This window comes from Bacillus sp. FSL R12-0074, assembly GCF_038005725.1.
Taxonomy (GTDB): domain Bacteria; phylum Bacillota; class Bacilli; order Bacillales; family Bacillaceae_G; genus Bacillus_A; species Bacillus_A mycoides.
Genome location: NZ_JBBOTR010000001.1, coordinates 3,594,033 through 3,619,351 on the forward strand (window position 1 = coordinate 3,594,033; position 25,319 = coordinate 3,619,351).

The 25,319-nt window shown below is 37.7% G+C and carries 25 protein-coding genes; 7 read left to right on the forward strand and 18 right to left on the reverse strand.

The annotated features are described in order from the left end of the window. Positions 1-38: 38 nt before the first annotated feature. On the reverse strand, positions 39-977 hold the full coding sequence (locus NSS97_RS18600; protein ID WP_002137777.1) for a phosphate/phosphite/phosphonate ABC transporter substrate-binding protein: 939 nt from the start codon (positions 975-977) through the stop codon (positions 39-41). Between the two features lie 185 nt (positions 978-1,162). Here NSS97_RS18600 and NSS97_RS18605 point away from each other — a divergent pair, with 185 nt between their 5' ends. Next, positions 1,163-2,746, forward strand: coding sequence for a bifunctional metallophosphatase/5'-nucleotidase (locus tag NSS97_RS18605; protein ID WP_341113744.1), 1,584 nt, complete (start codon positions 1,163-1,165; stop codon positions 2,744-2,746). Positions 2,747-2,786: 40 nt separating this feature from the next. Here NSS97_RS18605 and NSS97_RS18610 read toward each other — a convergent pair whose 3' ends face one another. Together NSS97_RS18610 and NSS97_RS18615 are read right to left on the reverse strand one after the other, a co-directional pair. Then, positions 2,787-3,026 carry a DUF896 domain-containing protein gene (locus NSS97_RS18610; protein WP_002014431.1) on the reverse strand — a complete coding sequence of 80 codons (240 nt, stop codon included), beginning with the start codon at positions 3,024-3,026 and terminating at the stop codon, positions 2,787-2,789. Positions 3,027-3,071: 45 nt separating this feature from the next. Beyond that, complete coding sequence (locus NSS97_RS18615) at positions 3,072-3,728, reverse strand: YneB family resolvase-like protein (RefSeq protein ID WP_002128580.1); 657 nt, start codon at positions 3,726-3,728, stop codon at positions 3,072-3,074. 141 nt (positions 3,729-3,869) lie between these two features. Between NSS97_RS18615 and lexA the strand changes: the two genes are divergently transcribed. Beyond that, on the forward strand, positions 3,870-4,484 hold the full coding sequence (gene lexA / locus NSS97_RS18620) for a transcriptional repressor LexA (RefSeq protein WP_002087894.1): 615 nt from the start codon (positions 3,870-3,872) through the stop codon (positions 4,482-4,484). A 103-nt stretch (positions 4,485-4,587) separates the two neighbouring features. On the opposite strand, the gene NSS97_RS18625 is transcribed toward lexA, so the two are convergent. From NSS97_RS18625 to hflX, 7 genes are all read right to left on the reverse strand, one after another. Beyond that, positions 4,588-5,391 carry a DUF4097 family beta strand repeat-containing protein gene (locus NSS97_RS18625; RefSeq protein WP_341113747.1) on the reverse strand — a complete coding sequence of 268 codons (804 nt, stop codon included), beginning with the start codon at positions 5,389-5,391 and terminating at the stop codon, positions 4,588-4,590. Beyond that, entirely contained in the window at positions 5,392-5,934 is a 543-nt protein-coding gene (locus NSS97_RS18630) for an HAAS signaling domain-containing protein (RefSeq protein WP_107886480.1), read from the reverse strand. It lies immediately after the preceding gene. Continuing rightward, positions 5,927-6,250 carry a PadR family transcriptional regulator gene (locus NSS97_RS18635; protein ID WP_002066545.1) on the reverse strand — a complete coding sequence of 108 codons (324 nt, stop codon included), beginning with the start codon at positions 6,248-6,250 and terminating at the stop codon, positions 5,927-5,929. The genes NSS97_RS18630 and NSS97_RS18635 overlap by 8 nt, the downstream gene beginning before the upstream one ends. 293 nt (positions 6,251-6,543) lie before the next feature. Further along, entirely contained in the window at positions 6,544-7,878 is a 1,335-nt protein-coding gene (glnA, locus tag NSS97_RS18640) for a type I glutamate--ammonia ligase (protein WP_002014472.1), read from the reverse strand. A 48-nt stretch (positions 7,879-7,926) separates the two neighbouring features. Continuing rightward, positions 7,927-8,316, reverse strand: coding sequence for a transcriptional repressor GlnR (gene glnR, locus NSS97_RS18645; RefSeq protein WP_002014475.1), 390 nt, complete (start codon positions 8,314-8,316; stop codon positions 7,927-7,929). 174 nt (positions 8,317-8,490) lie between these two features. Then, positions 8,491-9,762, reverse strand: a complete 1,272-nt coding sequence (locus NSS97_RS18650) for a methionine gamma-lyase family protein (RefSeq protein ID WP_107886478.1) — start codon at positions 9,760-9,762, stop codon at positions 8,491-8,493. Further along, a complete protein-coding gene (gene hflX / locus NSS97_RS18655; RefSeq protein ID WP_002069969.1) occupies positions 9,755-11,026 on the reverse strand; it encodes a GTPase HflX in 1,272 nt (423 codons plus the stop codon). The genes NSS97_RS18650 and hflX overlap by 8 nt, the downstream gene beginning before the upstream one ends. 92 nt (positions 11,027-11,118) lie before the next feature. Between hflX and NSS97_RS18660 the strand changes: the two genes are divergently transcribed. Further along, entirely contained in the window at positions 11,119-11,742 is a 624-nt protein-coding gene (locus NSS97_RS18660) for a trimeric intracellular cation channel family protein (protein ID WP_002014478.1), read from the forward strand. A 99-nt stretch (positions 11,743-11,841) separates the two neighbouring features. After that, positions 11,842-11,979, forward strand: a complete 138-nt coding sequence (locus NSS97_RS18665; protein ID WP_165927665.1) for a hypothetical protein — start codon at positions 11,842-11,844, stop codon at positions 11,977-11,979. Between the two features lie 31 nt (positions 11,980-12,010). Here NSS97_RS18665 and spoVK read toward each other — a convergent pair whose 3' ends face one another. Beyond that, a complete protein-coding gene (spoVK, locus tag NSS97_RS18670) occupies positions 12,011-12,967 on the reverse strand; it encodes a stage V sporulation protein K (protein WP_002014481.1) in 957 nt (318 codons plus the stop codon). Between the two features lie 113 nt (positions 12,968-13,080). Here spoVK and NSS97_RS18675 point away from each other — a divergent pair, with 113 nt between their 5' ends. Beyond that, positions 13,081-14,043 (forward strand): tyrosine-type recombinase/integrase, encoded by a 963-nt coding sequence (locus NSS97_RS18675; protein ID WP_107886477.1) that lies wholly within the window; start codon positions 13,081-13,083, stop codon positions 14,041-14,043. A 116-nt stretch (positions 14,044-14,159) separates the two neighbouring features. After that, positions 14,160-17,324, forward strand: a complete 3,165-nt coding sequence (locus tag NSS97_RS18680) for a Gly-Xaa-Xaa repeat protein (RefSeq protein WP_341113757.1) — start codon at positions 14,160-14,162, stop codon at positions 17,322-17,324. A gap of 80 nt (positions 17,325-17,404) precedes the next feature. On the opposite strand, the gene hfq is transcribed toward NSS97_RS18680, so the two are convergent. Together hfq and miaA are read right to left on the reverse strand one after the other, a co-directional pair. After that, a complete protein-coding gene (gene hfq / locus NSS97_RS18685) occupies positions 17,405-17,629 on the reverse strand; it encodes an RNA chaperone Hfq (RefSeq protein WP_000813896.1) in 225 nt (74 codons plus the stop codon). 21 nt (positions 17,630-17,650) lie between these two features. Further along, a complete protein-coding gene (miaA, locus tag NSS97_RS18690; RefSeq protein WP_044439810.1) occupies positions 17,651-18,604 on the reverse strand; it encodes a tRNA (adenosine(37)-N6)-dimethylallyltransferase MiaA in 954 nt (317 codons plus the stop codon). A gap of 181 nt (positions 18,605-18,785) precedes the next feature. Here miaA and NSS97_RS18695 point away from each other — a divergent pair, with 181 nt between their 5' ends. Next, a complete protein-coding gene (locus NSS97_RS18695) occupies positions 18,786-19,031 on the forward strand; it encodes a hypothetical protein (protein WP_002014695.1) in 246 nt (81 codons plus the stop codon). Positions 19,032-19,093: 62 nt separating this feature from the next. Here the strand turns inward: NSS97_RS18695 and NSS97_RS18700 are convergent, their stop codons facing one another. The 5 genes from NSS97_RS18700 to NSS97_RS18720 form a co-directional block, all read right to left on the reverse strand. Beyond that, positions 19,094-20,059: an SH3 domain-containing protein gene (locus NSS97_RS18700; protein WP_341113763.1), complete on the reverse strand. Its 966-nt coding sequence runs from the start codon at positions 20,057-20,059 to the stop codon at positions 19,094-19,096. Between the two features lie 348 nt (positions 20,060-20,407). After that, entirely contained in the window at positions 20,408-22,264 is a 1,857-nt protein-coding gene (locus NSS97_RS18705) for a fructose-specific PTS transporter subunit EIIC (RefSeq protein ID WP_107886475.1), read from the reverse strand. A 13-nt stretch (positions 22,265-22,277) separates the two neighbouring features. Beyond that, positions 22,278-23,189: a 1-phosphofructokinase gene (gene pfkB, locus NSS97_RS18710; protein WP_107886474.1), complete on the reverse strand. Its 912-nt coding sequence runs from the start codon at positions 23,187-23,189 to the stop codon at positions 22,278-22,280. Then, on the reverse strand, positions 23,186-23,938 hold the full coding sequence (locus NSS97_RS18715) for a DeoR/GlpR family DNA-binding transcription regulator (RefSeq protein ID WP_044439820.1): 753 nt from the start codon (positions 23,936-23,938) through the stop codon (positions 23,186-23,188). Before NSS97_RS18715 ends, pfkB begins: the two co-directional genes overlap by 4 nt. A 158-nt stretch (positions 23,939-24,096) precedes the next feature. Continuing rightward, a complete protein-coding gene (locus NSS97_RS18720) occupies positions 24,097-25,260 on the reverse strand; it encodes an iron-containing alcohol dehydrogenase (RefSeq protein ID WP_002128630.1) in 1,164 nt (387 codons plus the stop codon). Between the last annotated feature and the right edge of the window lie 59 nt (positions 25,261-25,319).

The following is a 25,319-nucleotide window of genomic DNA, read 5'->3' on the forward strand; positions in this document are numbered from 1 at the left end:
ATCACACACTTTCCAGTTAGTCGCCATTTCCATATGTATTATTGCGTTTTCACTTTCTTTCCATATTCACGAACGATATCAAATTTACTATCATCAGATTTAACGTATCCTTCATGTGAGTATACTTCTTTAATGATTTTGTGCCCTTCCTCATTCTTTCCTATTTCAATGAAAGCATCCTGTAATTTCTTGCTCCACTCTGCATCTAAATCAGAACGTACAGAAATCGTATCGTTTGGAATTTTCTCCGTAAATTTTACTATTTTCGTTTGATCGAATATATTCGGATAATCTTTTTTTACAATATTGCGAGCATCTTGGAATACAACAGCTGCATCTACATCACCATTTAAAAGAGCAATAAGTGACTGATCATGACCCTTTAATGTAACAGGTTTCACATCCTTTAGCGGATCGATTCCCTCTTTTAACAATACAGCCGCAGGCCATACATAACCCGCTGATGATGTTACATCTTGATAGCCAATTTTTTTACCTTTTAAATCTTTTACACTATTAATATTAGAATCTTTCTTAACAACAAACTCTGATTTATAAACATCTACTAAATCCTTTGTGGGAGCTCCAGTTTCATCATCTACCCCAAAACGTTGCGCCTGTAAAATTACGTTTGCAGCCTTTTTCTCATGCGCTAACACATACGCTGTTGGAGGTAAAAAACCTACATCTACTTGCTTAGATGCCATCGCTTCTACAATTGTATTGTAATTCGTTGAAATACTAACTTTTACCGGAATGTTTAATTTATCACTTAATAGCTTTTCCAATGGTTTTGCCTTCGCCTCTAACGTATCTGCATTTTGAGAAGGAACAAATTGAACATTTAGCGTCTTCGGTACATAACCTTTTTTCGTATCTTCATTTTTACTTGCACTTGATTCCTTCGTTCCACATCCACTTAATAATCCCGCTGCTAGTACAACTGTTGTGCTCATTGCAAAAACTTTTTTCAACATGTTAATGCCTTCATTTTTCGTTGTTATAAAATAACCTTCCATAAACATGAAGAAATATATCACATATTTTTACAAATAATTTCTTATTTACAGAATCTTTACACATTCTATACATTCACATTAAAATTCTTTTCATATATTTGATATGATTAATTGAAAGATAACTATAGAAAAGGTGAATGGCGTTGAATCAAAATCAAATTGTAACTTTAAATATTTTATTAACAAGCGATGTACATGGTACTGTGTATCCAATTCACTACCAAGATAACTCCAAAGCAGAAATTGGTTTAGCTAAAATTTCTACTCTCATAAAAAAAGAACGTTCTCAAAATGCAAACGTTCTTCTGATTGATAACGGGGACTTCATTCAAGGAACACCATTTACTTATCATTACGCTACATACGAAAAAGATATGGAAAACCCAATGTCCTTATTAGCCAACTACTTAGAGTATGACATTGCAATTATCGGAAATCATGAATTTAATTACGGAATGGATATATTAAATAATGCTGTGACTACTGCAAATTCCCCTTATCTATCAGCAAACATTTTAGATAAAAACAGAAAAGAACCTTATTTCGGGAAACCATATATAATAAAACATATTGAATCAAATATAAAAATTGCTATTTTAGGGGTGACAACGCATTACATCCCCCATTGGGAACAAGCACATCATATTAAAGATTTACAATTTGAAGATGCATTTGAAACAACAAAAAAATGGGTTTCTTACATCCGTAAACATGAAAAACCAGATTTACTAGTCGTAGCCTATCACGGGGGATTTGAACGTGATTTACAAACCGGAGTACCGAATGAAGTTTTAACAGGTGAAAACCAAGGATATGCAATGTGCCATGAAATTGAAGGCATAGATATTTTACTAACAGGCCACCAACACCGAGAAATCGCTCACACCGTGATTAATGGTGTAACAATTTTACAGACCGGATGCAATGGACACTCAGTTGGAAAAGTAACAGTAACATTCGAAAAAGCAGAACAAAAATGGGTGAAAAAAGAGAGTTATTCAGAGTTATTGCCTGTACAAGGAATTGTGGCAGACCAAGATGTTCTTTCCTTGGTTGCCAATTATGAAGAAAAAACACAAAATTGGCTTGATAAACCTATTGGAATAATTTATGGGGATATGCAAATTTCCGATGCTATGCAAACACGTTTGCAAGACCATCCTTTTATTGAATTCATAAATAAAATACAGATGGATATAGCTAATGTTTCAATTTCTTGTACAAGTTTGTTTCATAATACATCTCCAGGTTTCCCGAAACATGTAACAATGCGTGACATCGTTTCTAATTATATTTATCCAAATACATTAAAAGTAATTAGAATAACCGGAGCGGATATAAAAGATGCTCTCGAACTCTCTGCTTCTTATTTCACATTAAAAGCAGATGGAACCATCATCGTAAACCCTACCTATATAGAACCAAAACCACAACACTATAATTACGATATGTGGGAAGGGATTTCGTATGTATTAAACATTTCAAAACCAATTGGAGAGAGAGTAGAGTCTTTGCAGTATAAAGGCGCTCCTCTTAATATGAATGAAGAATATGACGTTGTTATGAATAATTATCGTGCAAGCGGTGGCGGGAACTTCTTTATGTTTCAAAATAAACCAGTAGTAAAAGACATACCAACAGATATGTCTGAACTTATCGCTAACTATATATTGAAGCATAAAAGGATAGAAGCAACAAAAAATGAAAACTGGAAAGTTATTAAATAACAATTTTAACAAATAAAAAAAGATGGGCTATGCCCATCTTTTAATTTAATTTTGCATTATCCTGCTTTTTTAAAGCTTTTAATTTCGCCGGTGTAACGTCCGTGCCTTCTTCGTTAACGACTTTAATTCCTTTTAATTCGTTTAACATATTTTGACGAAATCCTTTTAAATATTGTTCACGAAGCGATTGGCGCTCACGTTGTTCTTCTTCAGTTAAGCCTTCAGCTTTTGCTTTTTTCGCTAAGAAGTTAATGCGTTCAATGAGTTCTTGACTTGGCATCTCGAATCCCCCTTCTACTCAAAACTGATTATTATCATACAATAGTTAGTCCTCTTTATCAAGCAATTGCTTTGTATATTCTACATACCTTCGATGTACAGTTGCTTTTGAAACATCATGACCAAAACCACGAAGTGTTGCTGCAATTTCTTCAAAAGTTAATTCATTCCGGCGCAAACGTACAATTTCCTCAATTGGCACTTCTTTTTTCTCACGTCCTACGCTTAAATGACGATTTTTCAAATTATTTTCTGGACGAAATCCTTTCTCCACTGCTCTTTGCATGCCACGTTTAATTTTTAAATTGTGGATCTTTCTTTGATACTCTTCAACAATCCCAATTATATTTAGCACCATCGAATCAGAATCTGAAAGCTGTAATTCACCACTATGCGTGTGCGTATAAACTTTTATCCCCTCTTTATGTAAACAATGCATTAATGCAATCTTTGCATTTCCTCTACCAAGACGCGTTTCATCTTGTATAAGTAGTACATCAACTTGTTCATCTCGAATTGTATCTAGCACTTCTAATATGCCATCACGTTCAATTGTATAACCGCTAGCCTGCTCCTCAATTACCTTTGTAACATCCATTTGATAGCGCTCAGCTAAATGCAATAATTCATCTTTTTGACGCAATAATGATGTTTCCTGTTCTTCTTTTGTTGTGCTCACACGTGCATAAATAATTGCATTCATTTTGAACCCTTCTTTCTCACTATATTTTCCTTATAGTGTATCATAAATTTGCCTTTCGTTCGAACTTATGTTTGTAGAATGTTTTTTCGCATGTTATACTTAATAATAAGAAAAATGAAAGAAAACGAGGTGTTAGAAAACATGGAAAAGTTAACGAAACGCCAGCAAGACATTCTCGACTTTATTAAGCTAAAAGTACAAGAAAAAGGATATCCACCTTCCGTACGTGAAATCGGTCAAGCAGTCGGCCTTGCTTCTAGTTCTACAGTGCACGGACATTTATCACGACTAGAAGAAAAGGGATATATTCGACGCGATCCAACAAAACCACGCGCAATTGAAATTTTAGGTGACAACCGAACGGAAACACAATCTGTTATTCAAGTTCCAATCATCGGAAAAGTTACTGCCGGTTTACCGATTACAGCAGTCGAAAGTGTAGAAGATCACTTCCCACTTCCAGCTAGTATCGTTGCTGGAGCAGATCAAGTGTTTATGTTACGCATTTCTGGAGATAGCATGATTGAAGCCGGTATCTTTGATGGTGATTTAGTTGTTGTTCGCCAACAACAGTCTGCATACAACGGTGAAATTGTAGTTGCTTTAACAGAAGATAACGAAGCAACTGTTAAACGTTTCTATAAAGAAAAAGATCATTTCCGTCTACAACCGGAAAACTCTTCACTAGAACCTATTATTTTAAAACAAGTGTCAGTTATTGGAAAAGTAATTGGCGTATATCGTGATTTACATTAAAAATAATAAAAAGAAGATAATTCCCTTATTTATATAGGTAATTATCTTCTTTTTATATTTTGATAGATTTCCGTTCATTCAAAAGAATGCGTTTCATTAATTATTAACGCGTTTCAATAGTAACATCTCCAGCAGCGGTTTTACCGCTAATCTTTTTACTACCATTACCAATCGTTATATTTTTATTGTCTTCATTAAAAATTGTCACGTCTCCAGCAGCAGTTTGCCCAGTTATAACTGCATCTTGTGGTTTTTCCAATAAAGTAATATCTACATCTCCAGCAGTTGAACTTACCTCTAAATCATATTTAGAATCATGATCAATAATATCTATATCCCCACTAGCCGTTTTTGCTGTTACTTTCCCTATTACTTTTTTAAAATTCACCTCACCAGCTTTTGTAGACCCCTCCACACTCTTTGCTGTTACATGTTTCAAATCCACTTCTCCGGCGAGTGTTTCAACACTTACGCGGTCACTTTTCACATTACTTATTTCTATTTGTCCAGCGGATGAATTTACTTTTATCTCTTGATAAGAACGTTCAGGTACTAATATAGTCAATGTAGGCGTTTGAAATCCGAAATTGTAAAATGAAAAATCAAATGAAACACCTTTTTCTATTTCCCCTATGATTTTTAATGTATCACCATCTTCAGCAATACGAATCTCCTGTTTACTTACGTCTCCTTTTTGCTTTACATAAAAAGAGGAATCAGGAGATTTTTGGACAACAATATCTCCTGCATCTAACTTAACTTCTACATTTTTTAGCGTTTCGTTTTTAATTACGTCCTCTTTATCTCCTTTTTCTGCAGTTTGTACTGCTTTTGCATATGTTTGTGAAATCCCTATTACTCCAATAATGATACAAGCGATAGCTACTAATAATATCTTTTTCATCATCTACTCCCCTTTTATCATTTTGAAGTTCCAGACTACATAGCGTACACATAATCTTTTAAACCACTTCGTACTATAATAAGCTACAATACATAACAACAAACCTACTCCGACAAACGTTATACTAACGAAAAGATCCAACCATATAAAAGTGCCCATAAATACTTTTACAATAACGAAAAATGGTGTCACTACACTAGCAATCCCACCGACCCAAAAGGAAAGTATAAAAGCTATAATTGCAACTAACGGGCCTAACACAATAATAAAATTAAACAAACTAAGTCCAACCGCTGCCATGACAGCTCTTGTCACATTTGAAGTCGACGGATCTTTTTTCATTTCATCAAATCGATACATCGCAAGTAAGTCTTTCGCAATTACTTTCGGAGAGCCAAGTCCCTTTATTATTTCTGATTCAGTTTTCCCCTCTTCCATCCCAAACTGAAAGTGCTCTTCATAATCAAATAAAATATCTTGTCGCTCTTCTTCTGGTAACTTTCTAAGATGACTTGATAATTCTTTAAGAAACCGTTCTTTACTCATCCCATTCCACCCCTTCAATAATTTCTTGAACACCTTTAGCAAAATCACGCCACTCTGTCACTAATAAAGTAAGTTGCATCTCTCCTTGCTCTGTTAGTTGATAATATTTACGGGGCGGTCCTTCCGTGGATTCTTTTAAATACGTTTGAAAATATCCCTCTTTCGTTAAACGACGTAATAACGGATATACAGAACCTTCCGATATTAAAAATTTATTAGAGATTTGCTGAACAAGTTCATATCCATAACAATCCTTACGTTTTACAAGTGCCAATACACACAGTTCTAACACACCTTTTTTAAACTGAACGTTCAAGGACAATCCCCCTTTCTCATTTTAGTACTGTTCAATAAACGGTAGCTATTTTATCCATAATATACCACTTAGTATTGTTTATTGCAAGGTACTATATTTTTCAATACTTAATTTTCGAATTAAATACATCCACACCATATTTCAACTTCCACATTTTCATTCATAGCTAGCACGCATTTTAAATAATCCACATGACTTTTTGTGGGCACCCATCCAATTCATTTCACAAGCCTTTATATTTGCCCATAAATAAAAAAAGCCCTGATACCGTAGTATCAAGGCTTTTTTCTCTCTTAGTATAGAGACATATATTGATCGCGTTCCCATTGGTGAACTTGAGTTCTAAAAATATCCCACTCAATTTCTTTTGCTTCAATGAAGTGCTCAAGTAAATGATCACCTAATGCGCCACATACGATTTCATTAGATTGTAAAGTAACTAACGCTTGCGCTAATGTTGCTGGTAAGTCAACGATACCTGCTTCTTCACGCTCTTCTTTTGTCATTACGTAGATGTTACGGTCTACTGCAGCTGGTGGAGTTAATTTATTTTTAATTCCATCAAGACCTGCTGCTAATAATGTAGCCATTACTAAATACGGGTTTGCAGCTGGGTCAACACTACGTACTTCTACGCGTGTGCTAATACCACGAGATGCAGGAATACGCACTAATGGACTACGGTTTTGTGCAGACCATGCTACGTAACATGGAGCTTCATATCCAGGTACTAAACGCTTGTAAGAGTTTACAGTTGGGTTTGCTACCGCTGTAAATGCTGGCGCATGTTTTAAAATACCTGCGATGAAGTGACGAGCATCATCACTTAATTGTAAATCACCGTTTTGATCGAAGAATACGTTCTCACCATTTTTAAATAGTGATAAGTTACAGTGCATACCTGAACCGTTCACACCGTATAATGGTTTCGGCATAAATGTTGCGTGTAAACCATGTTTACGAGCAATCGTTCTTACAACAAGCTTGAATGTTTGAATGTCATCACATGAGCGAATTGCATTTGCATATTTAAAGTCAATTTCATGTTGACCTGGCGCAACCTCATGGTGAGATGCTTCAATTTCAAAGCCCATTTCTTCAAGTTCAAGAACGATATCACGACGACAGTTTTCCCCTAGATCCATCGGCGCAAGGTCGAAGTATCCACCGTTATCGTTCAATTCCAGTGTTGGATTTCCTTTTTCATCAACTTTAAATAGGAAGAATTCTGGCTCTGGTCCAAGATTGAAATCTGAGAATCCTAATGCTTCCATTTCTTTTAACACACGCTTTAAGTTGTTACGTGGGTCGCCATCAAATGGAGTACCATCAGCATTGTAAATATCACAGATTAAACGAGCTACTTTACCTTTTTCAGCTGTCCAAGGGAAAATTACCCAAGTATCTAAATCCGGATATAAATACATATCAGATTCTTCAATACGTACGAAACCTTCAATAGAAGATCCATCAAACATCATTTTGTTATCAAGAGCTTTTGTTAATTGGCTCACTGGAATTTCTACGTTTTTAATTACCCCTAAAAGGTCCGTAAATTGCAGACGTATATACTTTACATTCTCTTCTTTCGCCAAACGGAAAATATCTTCTTTTGTGTACCTAGCCATTATAAATTCCTCCTTAGTCCCTCTAAACACCTTCAGAATCAGTTATCTTTAGTGAAAAAACCTTGAAATGTCACCTTGTCGCAATGAGGTCCGATTAAATCTACCTGTATGTTGTAGTTCATCTCGAAGAATTTTGCGAAGCTCGGATTTTGAAATTTCTTTCGTTTCTTCTTTTACTTTCACTGCTTCTGTTTGATTTTCTTTCATTTGCAATACTTGTTTAATTCCGGCCATATTTAAGCCTTGATCTAACAAATCTTTAATTTCCAACAATTTATCTACATCGTTAAATGAAAATAATCTACGATTCCCTTTTGTACGGGTTGGAAAAATAAGATTATGCTCTTCATAGTAGCGAATTTGACGTGCAGATAATTGTGTTAAATCCATTACAATACCAATTGGAAACAGCGGAGCAGAACGTCTATCTTCTTTCATTGTTTCAGTTCCTCCTTCGCCTTAACTGTTTCTCATTTTATACCATGTTATGTTTAGTGTCAATAGATGTTAGATTTTCTTACATGATTTTTTTGTAAATTTTTTCGTTTTTTTTCTAATGGTACAAATCATTACTTTAACACGAAAAAAGCTGCCGAAATCGACAGCTTTCCTTTAAGAAATTGTTAATAGTTTTTTTTCAATTAACGCATCAATCGCAGAACAAATCGCAATCTTTACATGCGAATAAGTTAACCCACCTTGCACGTAAGCAACATAAGGCGGACGAATCGGACCATCAGCCGACAGCTCAATACTTGCACCTTGAATAAACGTCCCCGCAGCCATAATTACATCATCTTCATAACCCGGCATATAGTTTGCATATGGAGTGAAATGAGAATTAATTGGAGATGCATATTGAATCGCTTGACAGAACGCAATCATACGATCTTTATCATCAAATTGAACAGACTGAATTAAATCTGTTCTTGGTGCATTCCAAGCTGGTGATGTATTCATCCCTAACTTTTCTAAAAATGCAGCTGTAAAAATCGCACCTTTTAGCGCTTGTCCCGCTACATGCGGCGCTAAGAAGAAACCTTGATACATTTCTTGCAAACTGTATAAAGATGCCCCTGCTTCCGCACCGATTCCTGGAGATGTTAGACGATATGCACACGCTTCAACATACTGCTCTTTACCAACAATGTAACCACCAGTTTTAACAATTCCACCGCCAGGATTCTTAATAAGAGAGCCTGCCATTAAGTCCGCACCAACATGACAGGGCTCTTCTTCTTCAATAAATTCGCCATAGCAGTTATCTACAAATACAACAACATCAGGTTTAATCTCTTTCACAAACACAATCATCTCTTTAATTTGTGAAACAGTAAACGACGGACGAGTAGCATATCCTTTTGAACGCTGAATACCAATCATCTTCGTATTACTATGGATCGCAGCTGCAACAGCTTCAAAGTCCACAAATCCCTCTTCAGTTAACGGAACTGCGTTATAACCAATATTATATTCTTTAAATGAGCCTACACCTTTTCCGCGTACACCAACGATTTCTTCTAACGTATCATATGGTTTTCCTGTTATGTATAGCAGTTCATCTCCTGGACGTAAAATACCGAATAGAGCTGTCGAAATTGCGTGAGTACCTGAAATAATTTGCGGACGAACAAGACCCGCTTCTGCCCCAAATACATCAGCATACACTTTTTCTAACGTGTCACGACCAATATCATCATACCCATAACCTGTCGTCGGAATAAAATGCGAATCGCTAATTTTGTGTTTACGAAAACTTTCTAATACACGAAATTGGTTACTCTCAATCACCTCATCCGCACGTTTATGTACTTCTGTAATTTGACTTTCTACTTCTTTTACGATTGGAGCAATTTTTTCTCCATTTTTCAAACGATCAAACATTATTTTCTCCTTCTTCCACTAAAAATCTCTTTAATTGCCCCTTAAGCGATGAATGAGCAAATATATACCCTGTACAATCATATACAAATTTATCTTCTAGAAACTCCATTTTAGTTAATATTGTTTCTGTCTTTAAAAGCGTTAATAACCTACCTTCACTCGGAGGGATTTCCACTTGATAATCATCCATTTCTTCCTTCATCTTCGTTTCTAGCGCTTCTTTTATACGCAATAAATCACTTTCTTCAAAAGCACTAGTCATTAAGAAATCACTTTTCGGAAATGGAATGAAGTTTTGATGCAATTTATCTTTTTTATTATATAACGTAATAATAGGAATACGATTAATTTCAAGGTCCGACAATAATTGTTTTACTGTCTGCTCATGCCCTACATAATTAGGATCTGCAGAATCAACAACATGTAAAATAACATCCGCTTCCCCAGCTTCTTCTAACGTAGATCGAAAAGCAGCAATTAGTGACGTAGGTAAATCTTGTATAAAACCAACCGTATCAGTCAAAAGCACTGTATAACCAGAAGGTAACGGCATCTTTCTTGTCGTCGGATCTAGCGTTGCAAACAATAAGTTTTCTTCAAACGTATCAGCTTCCGTTAATCTATTAAACAACGTAGATTTTCCTGCATTTGTATACCCAATTAACGCAACTTGAAACACTTTATTATCTTTTCTTCTCTCACGATATCTCTTTCGATGCTCCACAACAACCGCAAGTTGTCTCTTTATTTCATCAATACGAGATCGAATATGACGACGATCTGTCTCAAGCTTCGTCTCTCCTGGTCCCCTTGTACCAATTCCACCACCAAGACGTGATAAAGCAAGACCTTGTCCCATAAGGCGCGGCATTGTATACTGCAATTGAGCTAATTCTACTTGAAGCTTACCCTCTCTCGATTTCGCACGTTGCGCAAAAATATCTAGTATTAACTGCGTTCGGTCAATCACTCTCGCATCTAATACTGAAGATAAATTCCGAATTTGACTTGGTGTTAACTCATTATTAAAAACAATAACAGCTGGTTCTAATTCTTCCGTCAACGCTGCAAGCTCTTCTAGTTTACCTTTTCCTATATAAGTCGCCGGATGAAACTTCGGGCGCTTTTGCGTCGTTGATACTAACACTTCCGCTCGCGCAGTTTTCGCTAGCGATGCAAGCTCTTTCATGGAATGCATAAATTTTTCATCATCATCTTGTGGCAATTGACAGCCAACTAATATGATTTTTTCTTTTTCTTCCATCAAATATGTTCACTCATCCTTTTCGAAATTTAAACCTTCTAATATAATAGCAGAGGAAGCACATTTCATCTAGTTAGCGGGGGAGAAAATTCATGGCATGGGAGATTTTTAGCATCATAGGCACAATCGCTTTCGCACTAAGCGGAGCCATTGTTGCAATGGAAGAGGATTATGATATTTTCGGGGTATATATTTTAGGAATGGCAACCGCATTTGGGGGAGGTGCCCTTCGTAATTTATTAATCGGTTATCCAATCGTCGCGTTTTGGCAACAAGACATGTTATTCCAAATCGCACTATTATCAATGACGATTATTTTTCTTTTTCCTAATAAATTAATTAAGCATTGGAAAAAGTGGGAAAACATCACAGATGCCATCGGCTTATCAGCGTTCGCCGTACAAGGAGCTCTATACGCCCAAAAATTAAATTTACCAATTAGCGCTACAATTGTAGCTGCTGTTTTAACTGGCATTGGCGGCGGTATTATTCGTGATCTTTTAGCACGTAGAAAACCTCTCGTCCTTCGAGCTGATGTATATGCGTTTTGGACGATTTTAGCCGGTTTTTTGATTGGCGCTAAAGTCATCGTTAGCGATTGGGCTCTATACACCTTATTCATTTTAATTGTTTGCTTCCGCATGGTTTCTATTCATTACAAATGGCATTTACCGCATAGACGCATCGATACAAAGGAGCGCTCAATGCATAAATAGCAATCTAACCTCTTTACATATCGTAAAGAGGTTTTTCTTTTCTAACGAGTTTTTCTTTACATAATGTTTATACTAATTTTTAAAGCGAGGTGAATGCAAATGACAAACCATGTTAATAAAGGAGCTCAAAAAAGCTCAGTAAACCAATTTGGACATGATTCAAATTCAGCGCACGAAAAGAGCGCTAAAATGGAACGTCTTCATAAAACTCACCAAGAAAAAGCAAAAAAAGAGTAAACGAACTTATGCATAAAAACAGACGCACAGTTTACGTACTGTGCGTCTCCTCTTCAAGCATTAAATCCATACTTGATATCCCAATTAAATCATATTTATCATACGTATCCTCTTGTAACAATCGCATAGCTTGTGTACGAATCGATTTTTCAACAATATTCCGTACGTATCGCCCATTACTAAACGATGTAATTTGCGACGAATACTTTACCGCATGTAAATGATCTCGAAATTTCCACTCCGCTTCTTTAGATAACTGATATTCACGCTCCTCATACATTCTCTTTCCAATTTCCAACAGCTGATTTACCGAGTAATCCGCAAATTCAATAATAAATGGAAAACGAGATTGTAACCCTGGATTTAATGAAAGAAAATGATTCATCTCTCTTGAATATCCAGCTAAAATTAATACAAAACCGTGCTGCTTATCTTCCATATGCTTCACAAGTGTATCAATAGCTTCCTTCCCAAAATCCTTCTCTCCCCCCCGCGCTAAAGAATACGCCTCATCAATAAACAAAATACCTCCCATGGCCTTTTTTATTAAATCTCTCGTCTTTTGCGCTGTATGACCGATATACTCCCCCACAAGATCAGCACGTTCTGCTTCAACTAAATGCCCCTTCGATAAAATATTCATCTCAAACAACAATTTCCCTATCATTCTAGCAACGGTTGTCTTCCCAGTACCGGGATTCCCCCTAAATAACATGTGAAGCACTTGCTTCTCAGATTTCAACCCCATCTCTTGTCTTTTTTTATTTACATAAATCCAAGCATAAATTTCTTTTATTATCTTTTTTATTTCATCCATCCCAACAAGCTTTCCCATCTCTTCTTCAATTCTCTGCAACATCTCATGTTTAGTAGTGGTTTCACTTGAAATTACCGTTTTATTTTCTGATGCCGGTAACGAAATTTTCTTTCGATGGTTTAATACAATATTAATTTGATTGTTATTTTTCTTACGCATCGATTGTTCCATACAATCACCTCATTTTATCCACTCACCAAATATTATTATTCCAGTCCCTCTTGCAAATGCCTATTTTCAGAAAAGTTTGCTATAATATAAGAAATAATCAAGGTGGTGGGACTATGGAAACAACGGAATTCCATGATACAATACAAGCCTTTTCTATTTTTTTATTGAATAAAGGCCGAAAGTCTTCAACCATTAAACGTTATGTTTATGACATTGAAGATTTTGGACATTGGTTAGAAAAAAACAAAAAGCTCCCTTCCAGTAATATATGGGCAACACTTTGTACAAAAGACTATGAAGATTACTTTTCAGACTTAAAAAAGAATCGACACTACTCTGAGAAAACAATGCATCGTGTATTTATTGTATTAAATAGAATGCATCATTTTCTTAACATTCCAAATCCATTGAATGATATGGAAATTACTATTCAACCAAACCGTGCATTGCGTAATGAAGATTTCATTTCATCCGATGAAGAAAAAAGATTAAAGCATATAGTCACTTCATTAGAAGGACTTTCAGAAAAACAACGTCCCGTTCGTCCGTTATTAATGGATCGTAATATCGCCATTTTAAGTATATTAATCGACTACGGACTATCCTTACAAGAGCTTACAGCATTAACTATGCATCACGTTCATTTTGAAACTAATACACTTTCTATTCCAGCAACCGCAGGAGTAGAAAGAACAATCACATTAACAATCGAAGACAAAAAACAACTGTACACATATTATAAAAGTATTCCAGAACCAGTTCGTCCTAAATACCATAGTAATGACCCGTTGTTTGTTGCATTCGATTTTAACCGCGGAACATACAGATGGGTATACGAAAACGATGCACCAAAAGCACTAACAGAAATCGCTATCCAAAAAATGATTCGACTTGAAGTAGCAAGAGCGAATTTACGTAAAGGCATTTCTGGACAACATTTCCGGAACACGTTTATTTTACGCCTAATAAAAAAACAAACCCCAGAGCCAGAAATCATAAAATTAGTTGGCTTCAAATCAAAAATTTCACTAAAGCGATATTATCAATATGCTGAAAATAAAAAAAACGCCCTATAATAAGGCGTTTTTTTATTTTTTTCTCGAAACACTCAATTTCACTATGACCATTTAGCTATTCCCTGCATCTACTATGATGAGTTTCGTTCACATTCTTATTAGAAAGGAGAGATTTAATGTCTCGCTTTAACGACAATCAAAATAAATACTCCAATCCCTGCTTTCCAACTAGCGCTGGACGAATTCCAACTACCCCAACGATTCCAATTACTAAAGCGCAAATTAGAACATTCCGTGCAATCATTAACGATTTAATAAAAATAATCCCTAAACTTTTCGCCAATCCATCTCCCAAAAACATTGAGAATCTAATAGATACATTGCACCTACTAAGCAAATTCATCTGTTCACTAGACACTACTTCCGCTCTGAAAGCACAAGGATTAGCCATCATTAAAAACTTAATAACTATATTAAAAAATCCAACCTTCGTAGCAAGTGCTGTATTTGTTGAACTTCAAATTTTAATTAATTTTTTACTTTACATTACAAAGTTATTCCGAATTGATCCTTGTACACTCCAAGAACTCCTTAAATTAATTGCAGAGTTACAAACTACTCTAGTTAATTCAGCTTCGTTCGGCAGAGGACCTACTGGACCTACTGGACCTAGAGGTAACACGGGCGCTACTGGTGCTACCGGACCTAGAGGTAACACGGGCGCTACTGGTGCGACCGGACCTAGAGGTAACACGGGCGCTACTGGTGCTACCGGACCTAGAGGTAACACAGGTGCTACCGGTGCTACCGGACCTAGAGGTAACACGGGCGCTACTGGTGCTACCGGATCTAGAGGTAACACAGGTGCTACCGGTGCTACCGGACCTAGAGGTAACACGGGCGCTACTGGTGCTACCGGACCTAGAGGTAACACAGGTGCTACCGGTGCGACTGGACCTAGAGGTAACACAGGTGCTACCGGTGCTACTGGACCTAGAGGTAACACAGGTGCTACCGGTGCTACCGGACCTAGAGGTAACACGGGCGCTACTGGTGCGACCGGACCTAGAGGTAACACAGGTGCTACCGGTGCGACTGGACCTAGAGGTAACACGGGCGCTACTGGTGCTACCGGTGCGACCGGACCTAGAGGTAACACAGGTGCTACCGGTGCTACCGGACCTAGAGGTAACACAGGTGCTACCGGTGCGACTGGACCTAGAGGTAACACGGGCGCTACTGGTGCTACCGGACCTAGAGGTAACACAGGTGCTACCGGACCTAGAGGTAACACAGGTGCTACCGGACCTAGAGGTAACACGGGCGCTACTGGTGCTACTGGACCTAGAGGTAACACGGGCGCTACTGGTGCGACCGGACCTAGAGGTAACACAGGTGCGACCGGTTTGACCGGACCTAGAGGTAACACAGGTGCGACCGGTTTGACCGGACCTAGAGGTAACACAGGTGCTACCGGTGCGACCGGACCTAGAGGTAACACAGGTGCGACCGGTGCGACCGGACCTAGAGGTAACACGGGCGCTACTGGTGCGACCGGACCTAGAGGTAACACGGGCGCTACTGGTGCGACCGGACCTAGAGGTAACACGGGCGCTACTGGTGCGACCGGACCTAGAGGTAACACAGGTGCTACCGGTGCTACTGGACCTAGAGGTAACACGGGCGCTACTGGTTCCACTGGACCTCAAGGTAACACGGGTGCTACCGGTGCTACTGGACCTCAAGGCGTTCAAGGTAACACGGGCGCTACTGGTTCCACTGGACCTCAAGGTACGCAAGGTAACACAGGTGCTACTGGACCTCAAGGTCTTCAAGGTAACACGGGTGCTACTGGTTCCACTGGACCTCAAGGTACGCAAGGTAACACAGGTGCTACTGGACCTCAAGGTCTTCAAGGTAACACGGGTGCTACCGGTGCTACCGGTGCTACTGGTTCCACTGGACCTCAAGGTCTTCAAGGTAACACGGGTGCTACTGGACCTCAAGGCGTTCAAGGTAACACGGGTGCTACTGGACCTCAAGGTAACACAGGTGCTACCGGTTCCACTGGACCTCAAGGTGCGCAAGGTAACACAGGTGCTACCGGTGCCACCGGACCTCAAGGTGCTCAAGGTAACACGGGTGCTACTGGTTCCACTGGACCTCAAGGCGTTCAAGGTAACACAGGTGCTACTGGTTCCACTGGACCTCAAGGCGTTCAAGGTAACACAGGTGCTACTGGTTCCACTGGACCTCAAGGTGCGCAAGGTAACACAGGTGCTACTGGACCTCAAGGTCTTCAAGGTAACACGGGTGCTACTGGACCTCAAGGTCTTCAAGGTAACACGGGCGCTACTGGTTCCACTGGACCTCAAGGTGCGCAAGGTAACACAGGTGCTACTGGACCTCAAGGCGTTCAAGGTAACACGGGTGCCACTGGACCTCAAGGTATCCAAGGTAATACAGGTGCCACTGGACCTCAAGGTATTCAAGGTAACACGGGTGCTACTGGTTCCACTGGACCTCAAGGTACGCAAGGTAACACGGGTGCTACCGGACCTCAAGGTCTTCAAGGTAACACAGGTGCTACCGGACCTCAAGGTGCTCAAGGTAACACGGGTGCTACTGGACCTCAAGGTGTTCAAGGTAACACGGGTGCTACCGGACCTCAAGGTGCTCAAGGTAACACAGGTGCTACTGGACCTCAAGGCGCTCAAGGTAACACGGGCGTTACCGGACCTCAAGGTGCTCAAGGTAACACGGGTGCTACCGGACCTCAAGGCGCTCAAGGTAACACGGGCGCTACCGGACCTCAAGGTGCTCAAGGTAACACGGGTGCTACCGGACCTCAAGGTGCTCAAGGTAACACGGGTGCTACCGGACCTCAAGGTGTTCAAGGACCAACGGGTGCTACTGGTATAGGAGTTACCGGACCTACTGGGCCTAGCTTCCCAGTAGCAACAATCGTTGTAACAAACAACATCCAACAAACAGTACTCCAATTTAACAACTTTATTTTTAGTACTGCAATTAACGTAAACAATATTATCTTTAACGGCACAAATACAGTTACTGTTATTAACGCTGGTATTTATGTAATTAGCATATCTATTTCTACAACTGCGCCAGGATGCGCTCCACTTGGAGTAGGAATTTCAATTAATGGAGCAGTTGCTACTGACAACTTCTCTTCAAATCTAATAGGCGACTCACTTTCATTTACTACAATCGAAACATTAGCTGCTGGAGCAAACATTTCTGTCCAATCTACTCTTAACGAGATTACGATCCCTGCAACAGGAAACACTAACATTCGTCTTACTGTATTTAGAATCGCTTAAATTTCACTATTTATTGTTTATGGCAAATAAAAAAAGAGCGAGAAACTCGCTCTTTTTTTATTATGTACAATAATTCATTACTACTCTAATTCAATTGAAACATTTTTTTGTGGTACAAATGTAGAAATTGCATGTTTATAAATAAGCTGTTGCTTACCTTCTGTTTCCAGCAGGACTGTAAAGTTATCAAATCCTTTAATTAATCCACGAAGCTGGAAACCATTTAATAAGTACAGCGTAACGAACGTATTCTCTTTACGGAGTTGATTTAAAAACTGATCTTGAATATTGATTGATTGCTTCATGTCGAATCCTCCTCTTTTTCTCTACTTACTATTATTCGACTTTAGTTGTAGCTTTCCTTCTATGTATCGTAAAATTTCTGACGTTTTTTCACCATCAGTAACATCGAACCACGCGACATCCATCTTATTACGGAACCACGTTAATTGACGTTTTGCATAACGGCGTGAATTCGTCTTTAATTGTGATACCGCTTCTTCTAAAGATACACGATTCTCAAAATAATCATATATCTCTTTATAACCAATCGCTTGAATAGATTGACAATCTCGCACTCCTCTTTCATGTAAACCTTTTACTTCTTCTAATAAACCTTGTTCAATCATTAGGTTAACACGTAAGTTAATGCGATCGTATAGCATTTCTCGATCCATTGTCAAGCCAATTAATGAAACATCGTAGAGTAACTCATTTTCTTGTTTTTCGAGCTGGTTACTCATTTTTTCACCCGTCGTGTGAAAAATTTCTAACGCCCGAATAACACGCCTTACATTATTGGCATGAATACGCTCCGCACTTTCTGGATCTACTTCTTGTAACTTTTTATGTACATATTCCACACCGTGTTCTAATGCTAACTTTTCCATCTGTTCTCGGTATGTAGCATCCCCAGCCTCATCTGCAAACTGGTAATCGAATAGAACAGATTGTATATAGAGACCGGTTCCACCAACAATAATTGGTAATTTCCCGCGCTCTGTAATTTCTCGAATGCACTTACGGACACGTTCTTGAAATTCCGCCACAGAAAATGAATCTTCCGGATCTTTTATATCAATCATATAATGCGGAATTCCGTCCATCTCATCTATCGTCACCTTTGCAGTCCCGATATCCATCGTACGATAAATTTGCATGGAATCACCACTAATAATCTCACCATTCAACGCTTTTGCAAGATCGATACTTAATTTCGTCTTTCCGACAGCAGTTGGCCCAATGATGACAGCAACTTTTTCACGTTGCACTTCTCCCATATCATTCAACTCTCTTTATGTAATATACTCCATCTATTGATTATACCCAATCTTACCAATTTTAACGGCATGATTGCAAGTTCTTTGAATCCAGTACATGAAATTACACAAAAAAAAGAGCATAGCTTGTCCAATTCTGCATATACATGATAAAAAATAGCTCGGAGAGGGTGCAATGACTATGAAACAAGCGACTATCGATTTTCCATTATTAATAAAAGACCTTATTTTAGCTACTGCTACAAAAGAACAAAATTGTTCACAAGAAGAATTATACTTCGCACTAAATTGTTTACTACGTTCCTTTCATTCTACTCTTCAAGAAACAACGTTACATCCAGAAAATAAAAATACAGAGTATATGCAAACTCAATTTTGCACCGCGTATAAAATTATTACAGGTAAAACAATTTACCCTTTTCAATAATTCTTATATAAAAAAAGCGGCCGCTTAGACATTTTCAAGCAGCCGTTTTTTATTTTAATAAATTATTTTATAACTTTCACTTTAACGGATTTACGACCCCAACTATCAGCAGTACTATCTGAACCAACTAAAACATCAATACGGTTTCCTTTAATCGCGCCACCAGTATCTCCAGCAATTGCTTCTCCATATCCTTCCACCCACACTTTTGATCCGAGAGGAATTACTTTCGGATCAACAGCAATGACTTTCATATTTGGATTCGCTGTTAAATCATGCCCCATCGCAGTTAACACACGACCACCATATGTGCCATTTTCACTCGGGTGAGCTGTGTAAGCTGTCGCTTCTACCGTTATTTCACGACCAGCAGGTTCACTTGTTTCAGTAGATTTTGCCACTGGCTTAGTTGCCGGCTTCGCTTGCGCTACTGGTTTACTTGATGCTCCACTTTTAACTGATTCTTTTCCATTAACTGCCGTATCATTTTTAGCCGGCGCTTTCTCCTTAACTGATGTATCATTTTTAACCGCCGTTTTCACCTTAGTTGGCGCTTCATCTTGAGCTGGAACTTCTTTTCTTTCAATAACAGGTGCTGTACCTGTTAAAAATGGTATGTGAACATACGCCGCTTTCCCGCGATATTCGAATTGTAACCATTCGTTTTGTACTTGATTTGTCGTTTCAATCAAGTCATCTTTTTTAAGCGTGCCAAGAATTTCTGAATCAGTATTCGCTCCAGCACGAATGTTTAATACGTTTGCTGTTACATAATAAGAACTTTTCGTAAACTCAGCACTTACAAAAGCTTCTTTACCATCTAATTTAATTTTGGACCATCCGTTTTCTGTATTTATAACATCTAATTTATTTCCACTTAACATTTTACCTACAAGTTTTGATTCTACAGTTGGGTTTTCTCTAACGTTTAATACATCTGTTGTTACAATCGTTTCCGCTTTAGCAGAACCTGCAAAAATCCCAAGACCAAAAACTGCTGCTGTTGCTATACCTAATAATTTTTTCATGAATAGCCTCCATTTGCTTTGTTTTCGTGTTCTCATTATAGCAACAGTTTTTTGTAGAATTTCGAAAATCACACAATTACAAAGCATTCGTAATAAACGATTAATGATTTGTAACATAAATTTCCATATTAAAGAATTGTATTTCTACCAAAATTAGCAATAGTTTTCATATATTTCTCACAAAATAGTATAAGAATTTTTTTCCAGAAAAAATTACAGTATTACTTTTTTGTTACAAAAAAATCACTTTTTATTACATCTTTTACCAAAATCCATCATAATCCAATTATTAAATCACTTTTTGTAACGAAAAAGGAACAACTCCTATTAGCTGTCCCTTTTTATCTTTTATTTAACTTTCTTCTTCCAAACACCTATCATAATAGCTGAAACAATCGTCCCAATTAATATAGAGAAAATGTATAGCAACGGTTTATTCACTAATGCGATAACAAACAATCCACCATGCGGTGCCGGCAATGTAATTTGGAATAACATAGATAAGGCACCCGCGATACTTGAACCAACAACACAACTTACTATTACTCGAACCGGATCGGCAGCTGCAAATGGAATCGCACCTTCTGTAATAAACGATGCTCCCATAATATAATTTGTTAAACCAGATTTACGTTCTGCTTCTGTAAATTTTGTTTTAAAAAATGTGGTTGCGAATGCAATCGCAAGTGGCGGTACCATACCACCAGCCATAACTGCTGAGTGCACTCCAAAATTCTGTGCTTCTATTGCAGCAATACCAAATGTAAATGCAGCTTTATTAATTGGACCGCCCATATCAATTGCCATCATACCGCCTAAAATAAGTCCTAATAATATAGCATTCGTGCCACTCAAACCATTTAACCATCCTGTTAACATTTCATTTAATGCTACTACAGGCGGATTTACTACTTTTTGCATAACAACTCCTGTAATCAACAATCCAAAGACTGGATATAACAAAACAGGTTTAATTCCTTCTAACTGTACTGGTAATCCTGAAAATAATCTTTTCAATCCTAAAACAACATATCCAGCTAAGAAACCAGCAATTAATCCACCTAAAAATCCCGCATTCGCTTGTGCTGCTAAAAACCCACCTACAACACCAGGCATAAAACCAGGACGATCAGCAATAGAACTTGCAATAAATCCAGCTAAAATAGGTACAAGGAATAAAAAGGCTCCTTTTTCTCCACCGCCAATATTCATTAATATTTCAGCAATAGGACCTTCCGCCTTAATTCCACCGAACATAAATGCTAATGCAATTAAAATTCCGCCACCAACAACGAACGGAAGCATATTACTTACACCGCTCATTAAATGCTTATAAATTCCTAGCCCTTTTTCTTTCTCTATATTTTCTGCCTTCCCATTCTCTTTGACACCTTTAAAGATTGGCGCATCTTGTTTTACAGCTCTATTAAGAAGGACTTCAGTTTTTCTAATACCATCAGCTACTGGCACTTGAATGACATACTTCCCAGCAAAACGATTCATTTCTACTTGTTTATCTGCCGCAACGATAATCGCTGTTGCGCGTTCAATATCCTCTTTCGTTAAACCGTTCTTTACACCTGTTGATCCATTCGTTTCAACTTTAATCGCAATCCCTAACTCTGCCGCTTTTGCTTTTAAACTATCCGCAGCCATATATGTGTGAGCGATACCAGTTGGACAAGCTGTAACAGCTAATACGTATGGTTCATTCCCTTCTGGCTTTACTACTTCAACTTCTTCTTCTTTTTCACTCTCTTTTTCATCAAATAAACGAAGAAGCTCCTCTTCATCCTTTGCTTCTAATAATTGTTTACGAAAACCTTCATCCATTAATAATGTAGATAGACGAGACAACGTTTCTAAATGAGTATTATTCGCCCCTTCACTTGCAGCAATCATAAAAAACAGATGTGCAGGCTGTCCATCAAGCGACTCATAGTTGATACCGCTTACACTTCTACCAAAACAAATCGATGGTTGTTTAACGGCATTCGTCTTCGCATGAGGTATAGCAATACCTTCACCAATTCCAGTTGTACTTTGTGACTCTCGCTTTAGAATAGCTTCTTTAAATTCAGCTTTACTATTTAAACGATTAGCACCATTTAATTTCTCAACTAATTCATCTATGACAGCTTCTTTATTTGAAGCTGTCAAATTCATAATGACTGTATCCCTTTTTAATAGTTCTGTAATTTTCATATGTTGCTTCCCCCTATCGCTTAGCTACAATTACTTGCGACAATAATTCTTCTACTTTTTCCTTTGTACATAAATCCGCCGAAAATGCTGTTGCACTTCCTGTTGCAACACCATATTGAAATGCTTTTTCAATATCTTTTGTCTGTTCATATTTACCTACAAATCCAGCAACGAGAGAATCTCCTGCCCCAACCGAATTAATAACAACACCTTTTGGAACAGTTGCTTCATATATACCTTCTGCCGTAAATAATAAAGCTCCATCTCCTGCCATTGATACGATGACGTGCTCTACACCTTGTTCGATTAATTTTCTTCCATACGGTAAAATGTCTTCTACTGTTGAAAGCTCCACTCCGAATAACTCACCAAGTTCATGATGATTTGGCTTTATTAAAAATGGCTTATTTTTAGTTACATGCTGCAGTGCACTTCCACTTGCATCTACTACTACACGAATACCTTTTTCGGCTCCAAACGCTGCGATTGATTCATAAAAGGTATTTGGAATAGAAGCTGGTACACTTCCAGCTAGTACAACACAATCTCCAGATTGCATACTTTCGATTTTTTTCATCAATTGTTCAAATTGCTCATTTGTCACAATAGGACCCTGTCCATTTAACTCCGTTTCTTCTTGCCCTTTTATTTTCACATTAATTCGAGAATCTCCACCTACTTGGACGAAGTTTGTTGTTACACCTTCATCATGTAATACACCTTTAATAAATTGACCGGTAAATCCACCCGTAAATCCAAGCGCTACATTTTCGAAACCTAAACGATGAAGAACGCGAGAAACATTAATCCCTTTCCCTCCAGGAAACTTCATATCTTTCTCTGCTCGATTTACTGTTCCTAAATCGAAAGAATTAACTTGTACTACATAATCAATAGATGGGTTTAAAGTAACTGTATAGATCATTGTTTATCAGCCTCAATCACATTTGTTTGTCTTCTATATTTTTCTAAATCAATTTCTAAATGGTTTGTAATAATACTTGCATCTTCAACATTTGCAATTTTTGCAAATGCAACTTCTGAAAACTTACTTTCATCAATTAAGAAATATCCTTCATTTGCTAATGTTAATGCCAGTTGCTTCAAGAGCGCTTCTTCTGGATCTGGTGTTGTAAAACCAAGCTGTTCGTGTACACCATTCGCTCCTAAAAAACATTTATCGAAGCGATACTTCTGCATACTTTCCTGTGCCATAGCACCAATTAAAGCTTTCGTCCTACTCTTCATCATCCCGCCTAGTAAATACGCACGAATATTATTTTCAACTAAAGCTTCAATATGCATAAGTCCATTCGTTACGACAGTAACATCTTTGTTTATTAAAAATGGAATCATTTCAAATGTTGTACTTCCTGCATCTAAATAAACGCAATCCCCTTGTTCAACAATACTAGCCGCATACTTGGCAATTTGTTGTTTTATTTGAATGTTTTTAGATGATTTTTCAATCATCGTTGGCTCCTGTCCTTTTCCTGTTAAAACAGAGGCACCACCATGAACTCTTTTTAATAACCTTTGTTTTTCTAATTGTGCTAAATCACGACGAATTGTCGATTCAGAGCTTTCTGTTCTTTCAACTAATTGCTGCAATTTAACAACTTTTTGTTCTTTTACAAGTTGCAATATCATTTGATGACGTTCAGGAGTTAACATTTTCTTCACCTCTTCTTTGATTACAGTATAATGAAAACGATCACAAAAATCAACCACAAACAGTCAAAAATAATCAATAGCAATCAAAACCAGTTATAAACAACAAAAAAGAAACCTATTTGATACAACAATCAAATAGGTTTCTTCTCTCGCTTCACTTATAAAGAAGCTTTATAAATTGCAAGAACATCATCTTTATTTAATTTTTTAAAGTTACCGAATTCACCATAAGCCATCGCTTTATCCGCCATTAAGTCAATTTCACTTTCTCTAATAGCGTAATCAGCTAATGTTACTGGAGCTTCAATTGAAGTCCAAAATTGACGTAACGCCTCAATTCCCTCTAATGCAACCTCTTTATCTGTCTTCCCATCTGTTTCTACATCGAATACACGAATAGCGAACTGTTTAAAGCGACTCACATTTTCATCTATAACATGCTTCATCCAATTTGGGAATAGAATCGCGAGTCCGCCCCCATGCGGTATGTCATGAACAGCAGAAACTGCATGCTCAATATTATGAGTTGCCCAGTCTCCTTTTACTCCCATCGCTAAAATGCCGTTTAACGCCATAGTACCGCAATATAAAATTGTTTCCCTATGCTCATAATTTTCTAGATCACTTAAAAGCTTAGGAGCTGTTTCAATTACTGTTCTTAAAACAGATTCACAATAACGATCTTGTAATTCTGTATTCATACCGTGATGGAAATATTGTTCTAATACGTGCGACATAATATCGACCATACCATAAATCGTTTGATCTCTCGGCACAGACGAAGTATGTAGTGGATCTAAAATTGAAAACTGAGGGAATGTAACTGGACTGCCCCAGCCGTACTTTTCATTCGTTTCCCAGTTTGTAATTACAGATCCTGCATTCATTTCAGAACCTGTTGCCGCAAGAGTGAGTACAGTACCGAACGGTAACGCCTCGCTAGCAAATGATTTTTTCGTTACAATATCCCATACATCTCCATCATATTTACTACCAGCAGCAATCGCCTTCGTACAGTCGATTACACTTCCTCCGCCAACCGCTAAAATAAATTCGACTCCATTGTCTTTACAAATTTGAATCCCTTTCTTTACTGTTGATAAACGAGGATTCGGTTCAACACCTGTCAACTCAAACACTTCCGCATTTATATCCTTTAAAATAGAAATTACATTATCATAAATACCGTTTCTTTTAATACTGCCCCCTCCATATACGAGAAGGACCTTTTTACCGAACTGTGGAATTTCAGTTTTTAACTGCTCTAATTGTCCTTTACCAAAAATAAGTTTTGTTGGATTACGAAATACAAAATTTTGCATATACCTTTACCATCCCTTCCATATGAAAAGCAACTATACTTTTGTATACCACACTTTTT

What these genes read in the sequence shown, in the direction of transcription:
- NSS97_RS18600 (WP_002137777.1), bottom strand. Translation starts at nt 977, where the DNA reads ATGTTGAAAAAAGTTTTTGCAATGAGCACAACAGTTGTACTAGCAGCG.
- NSS97_RS18610 (WP_002014431.1), bottom strand. Translation starts at nt 3,026, where the DNA reads ATGCCAAGTCAAGAACTCATTGAACGCATTAACTTCTTAGCGAAAAAA.
- NSS97_RS18615 (WP_002128580.1), bottom strand. Translation starts at nt 3,728, where the DNA reads ATGAATGCAATTATTTATGCACGTGTGAGCACAACAAAAGAAGAACAG.
- lexA (WP_002087894.1), top strand. Translation starts at nt 3,870, where the DNA reads ATGGAAAAGTTAACGAAACGCCAGCAAGACATTCTCGACTTTATTAAG.
- NSS97_RS18625 (WP_341113747.1), bottom strand. Translation starts at nt 5,391, where the DNA reads ATGATGAAAAAGATATTATTAGTAGCTATCGCTTGTATCATTATTGGA.
- NSS97_RS18630 (WP_107886480.1), bottom strand. Translation starts at nt 5,934, where the DNA reads ATGAGTAAAGAACGGTTTCTTAAAGAATTATCAAGTCATCTTAGAAAG.
- glnA (WP_002014472.1), bottom strand. Translation starts at nt 7,878, where the DNA reads ATGGCTAGGTACACAAAAGAAGATATTTTCCGTTTGGCGAAAGAAGAG.
- glnR (WP_002014475.1), bottom strand. Translation starts at nt 8,316, where the DNA reads ATGAAAGAAGATAGACGTTCTGCTCCGCTGTTTCCAATTGGTATTGTA.
- NSS97_RS18650 (WP_107886478.1), bottom strand. Translation starts at nt 9,762, where the DNA reads ATGTTTGATCGTTTGAAAAATGGAGAAAAAATTGCTCCAATCGTAAAA.
- hflX (WP_002069969.1), bottom strand. Translation starts at nt 11,026, where the DNA reads ATGGAAGAAAAAGAAAAAATCATATTAGTTGGCTGTCAATTGCCACAA.
- NSS97_RS18660 (WP_002014478.1), top strand. Translation starts at nt 11,119, where the DNA reads ATGGCATGGGAGATTTTTAGCATCATAGGCACAATCGCTTTCGCACTA.
- NSS97_RS18665 (WP_165927665.1), top strand. Translation starts at nt 11,842, where the DNA reads ATGACAAACCATGTTAATAAAGGAGCTCAAAAAAGCTCAGTAAACCAA.
- spoVK (WP_002014481.1), bottom strand. Translation starts at nt 12,967, where the DNA reads ATGGAACAATCGATGCGTAAGAAAAATAACAATCAAATTAATATTGTA.
- NSS97_RS18675 (WP_107886477.1), top strand. Translation starts at nt 13,081, where the DNA reads ATGGAAACAACGGAATTCCATGATACAATACAAGCCTTTTCTATTTTT.
- NSS97_RS18680 (WP_341113757.1), top strand. Translation starts at nt 14,160, where the DNA reads ATGTCTCGCTTTAACGACAATCAAAATAAATACTCCAATCCCTGCTTT.
- hfq (WP_000813896.1), bottom strand. Translation starts at nt 17,629, where the DNA reads ATGAAGCAATCAATCAATATTCAAGATCAGTTTTTAAATCAACTCCGT.
- miaA (WP_044439810.1), bottom strand. Translation starts at nt 18,604, where the DNA reads ATGGGAGAAGTGCAACGTGAAAAAGTTGCTGTCATCATTGGGCCAACT.
- NSS97_RS18695 (WP_002014695.1), top strand. Translation starts at nt 18,786, where the DNA reads ATGAAACAAGCGACTATCGATTTTCCATTATTAATAAAAGACCTTATT.
- NSS97_RS18700 (WP_341113763.1), bottom strand. Translation starts at nt 20,059, where the DNA reads ATGAAAAAATTATTAGGTATAGCAACAGCAGCAGTTTTTGGTCTTGGG.
- NSS97_RS18705 (WP_107886475.1), bottom strand. Translation starts at nt 22,264, where the DNA reads ATGAAAATTACAGAACTATTAAAAAGGGATACAGTCATTATGAATTTG.
- pfkB (WP_107886474.1), bottom strand. Translation starts at nt 23,189, where the DNA reads ATGATCTATACAGTTACTTTAAACCCATCTATTGATTATGTAGTACAA.
- NSS97_RS18715 (WP_044439820.1), bottom strand. Translation starts at nt 23,938, where the DNA reads ATGTTAACTCCTGAACGTCATCAAATGATATTGCAACTTGTAAAAGAA.
- NSS97_RS18720 (WP_002128630.1), bottom strand. Translation starts at nt 25,260, where the DNA reads ATGCAAAATTTTGTATTTCGTAATCCAACAAAACTTATTTTTGGTAAA.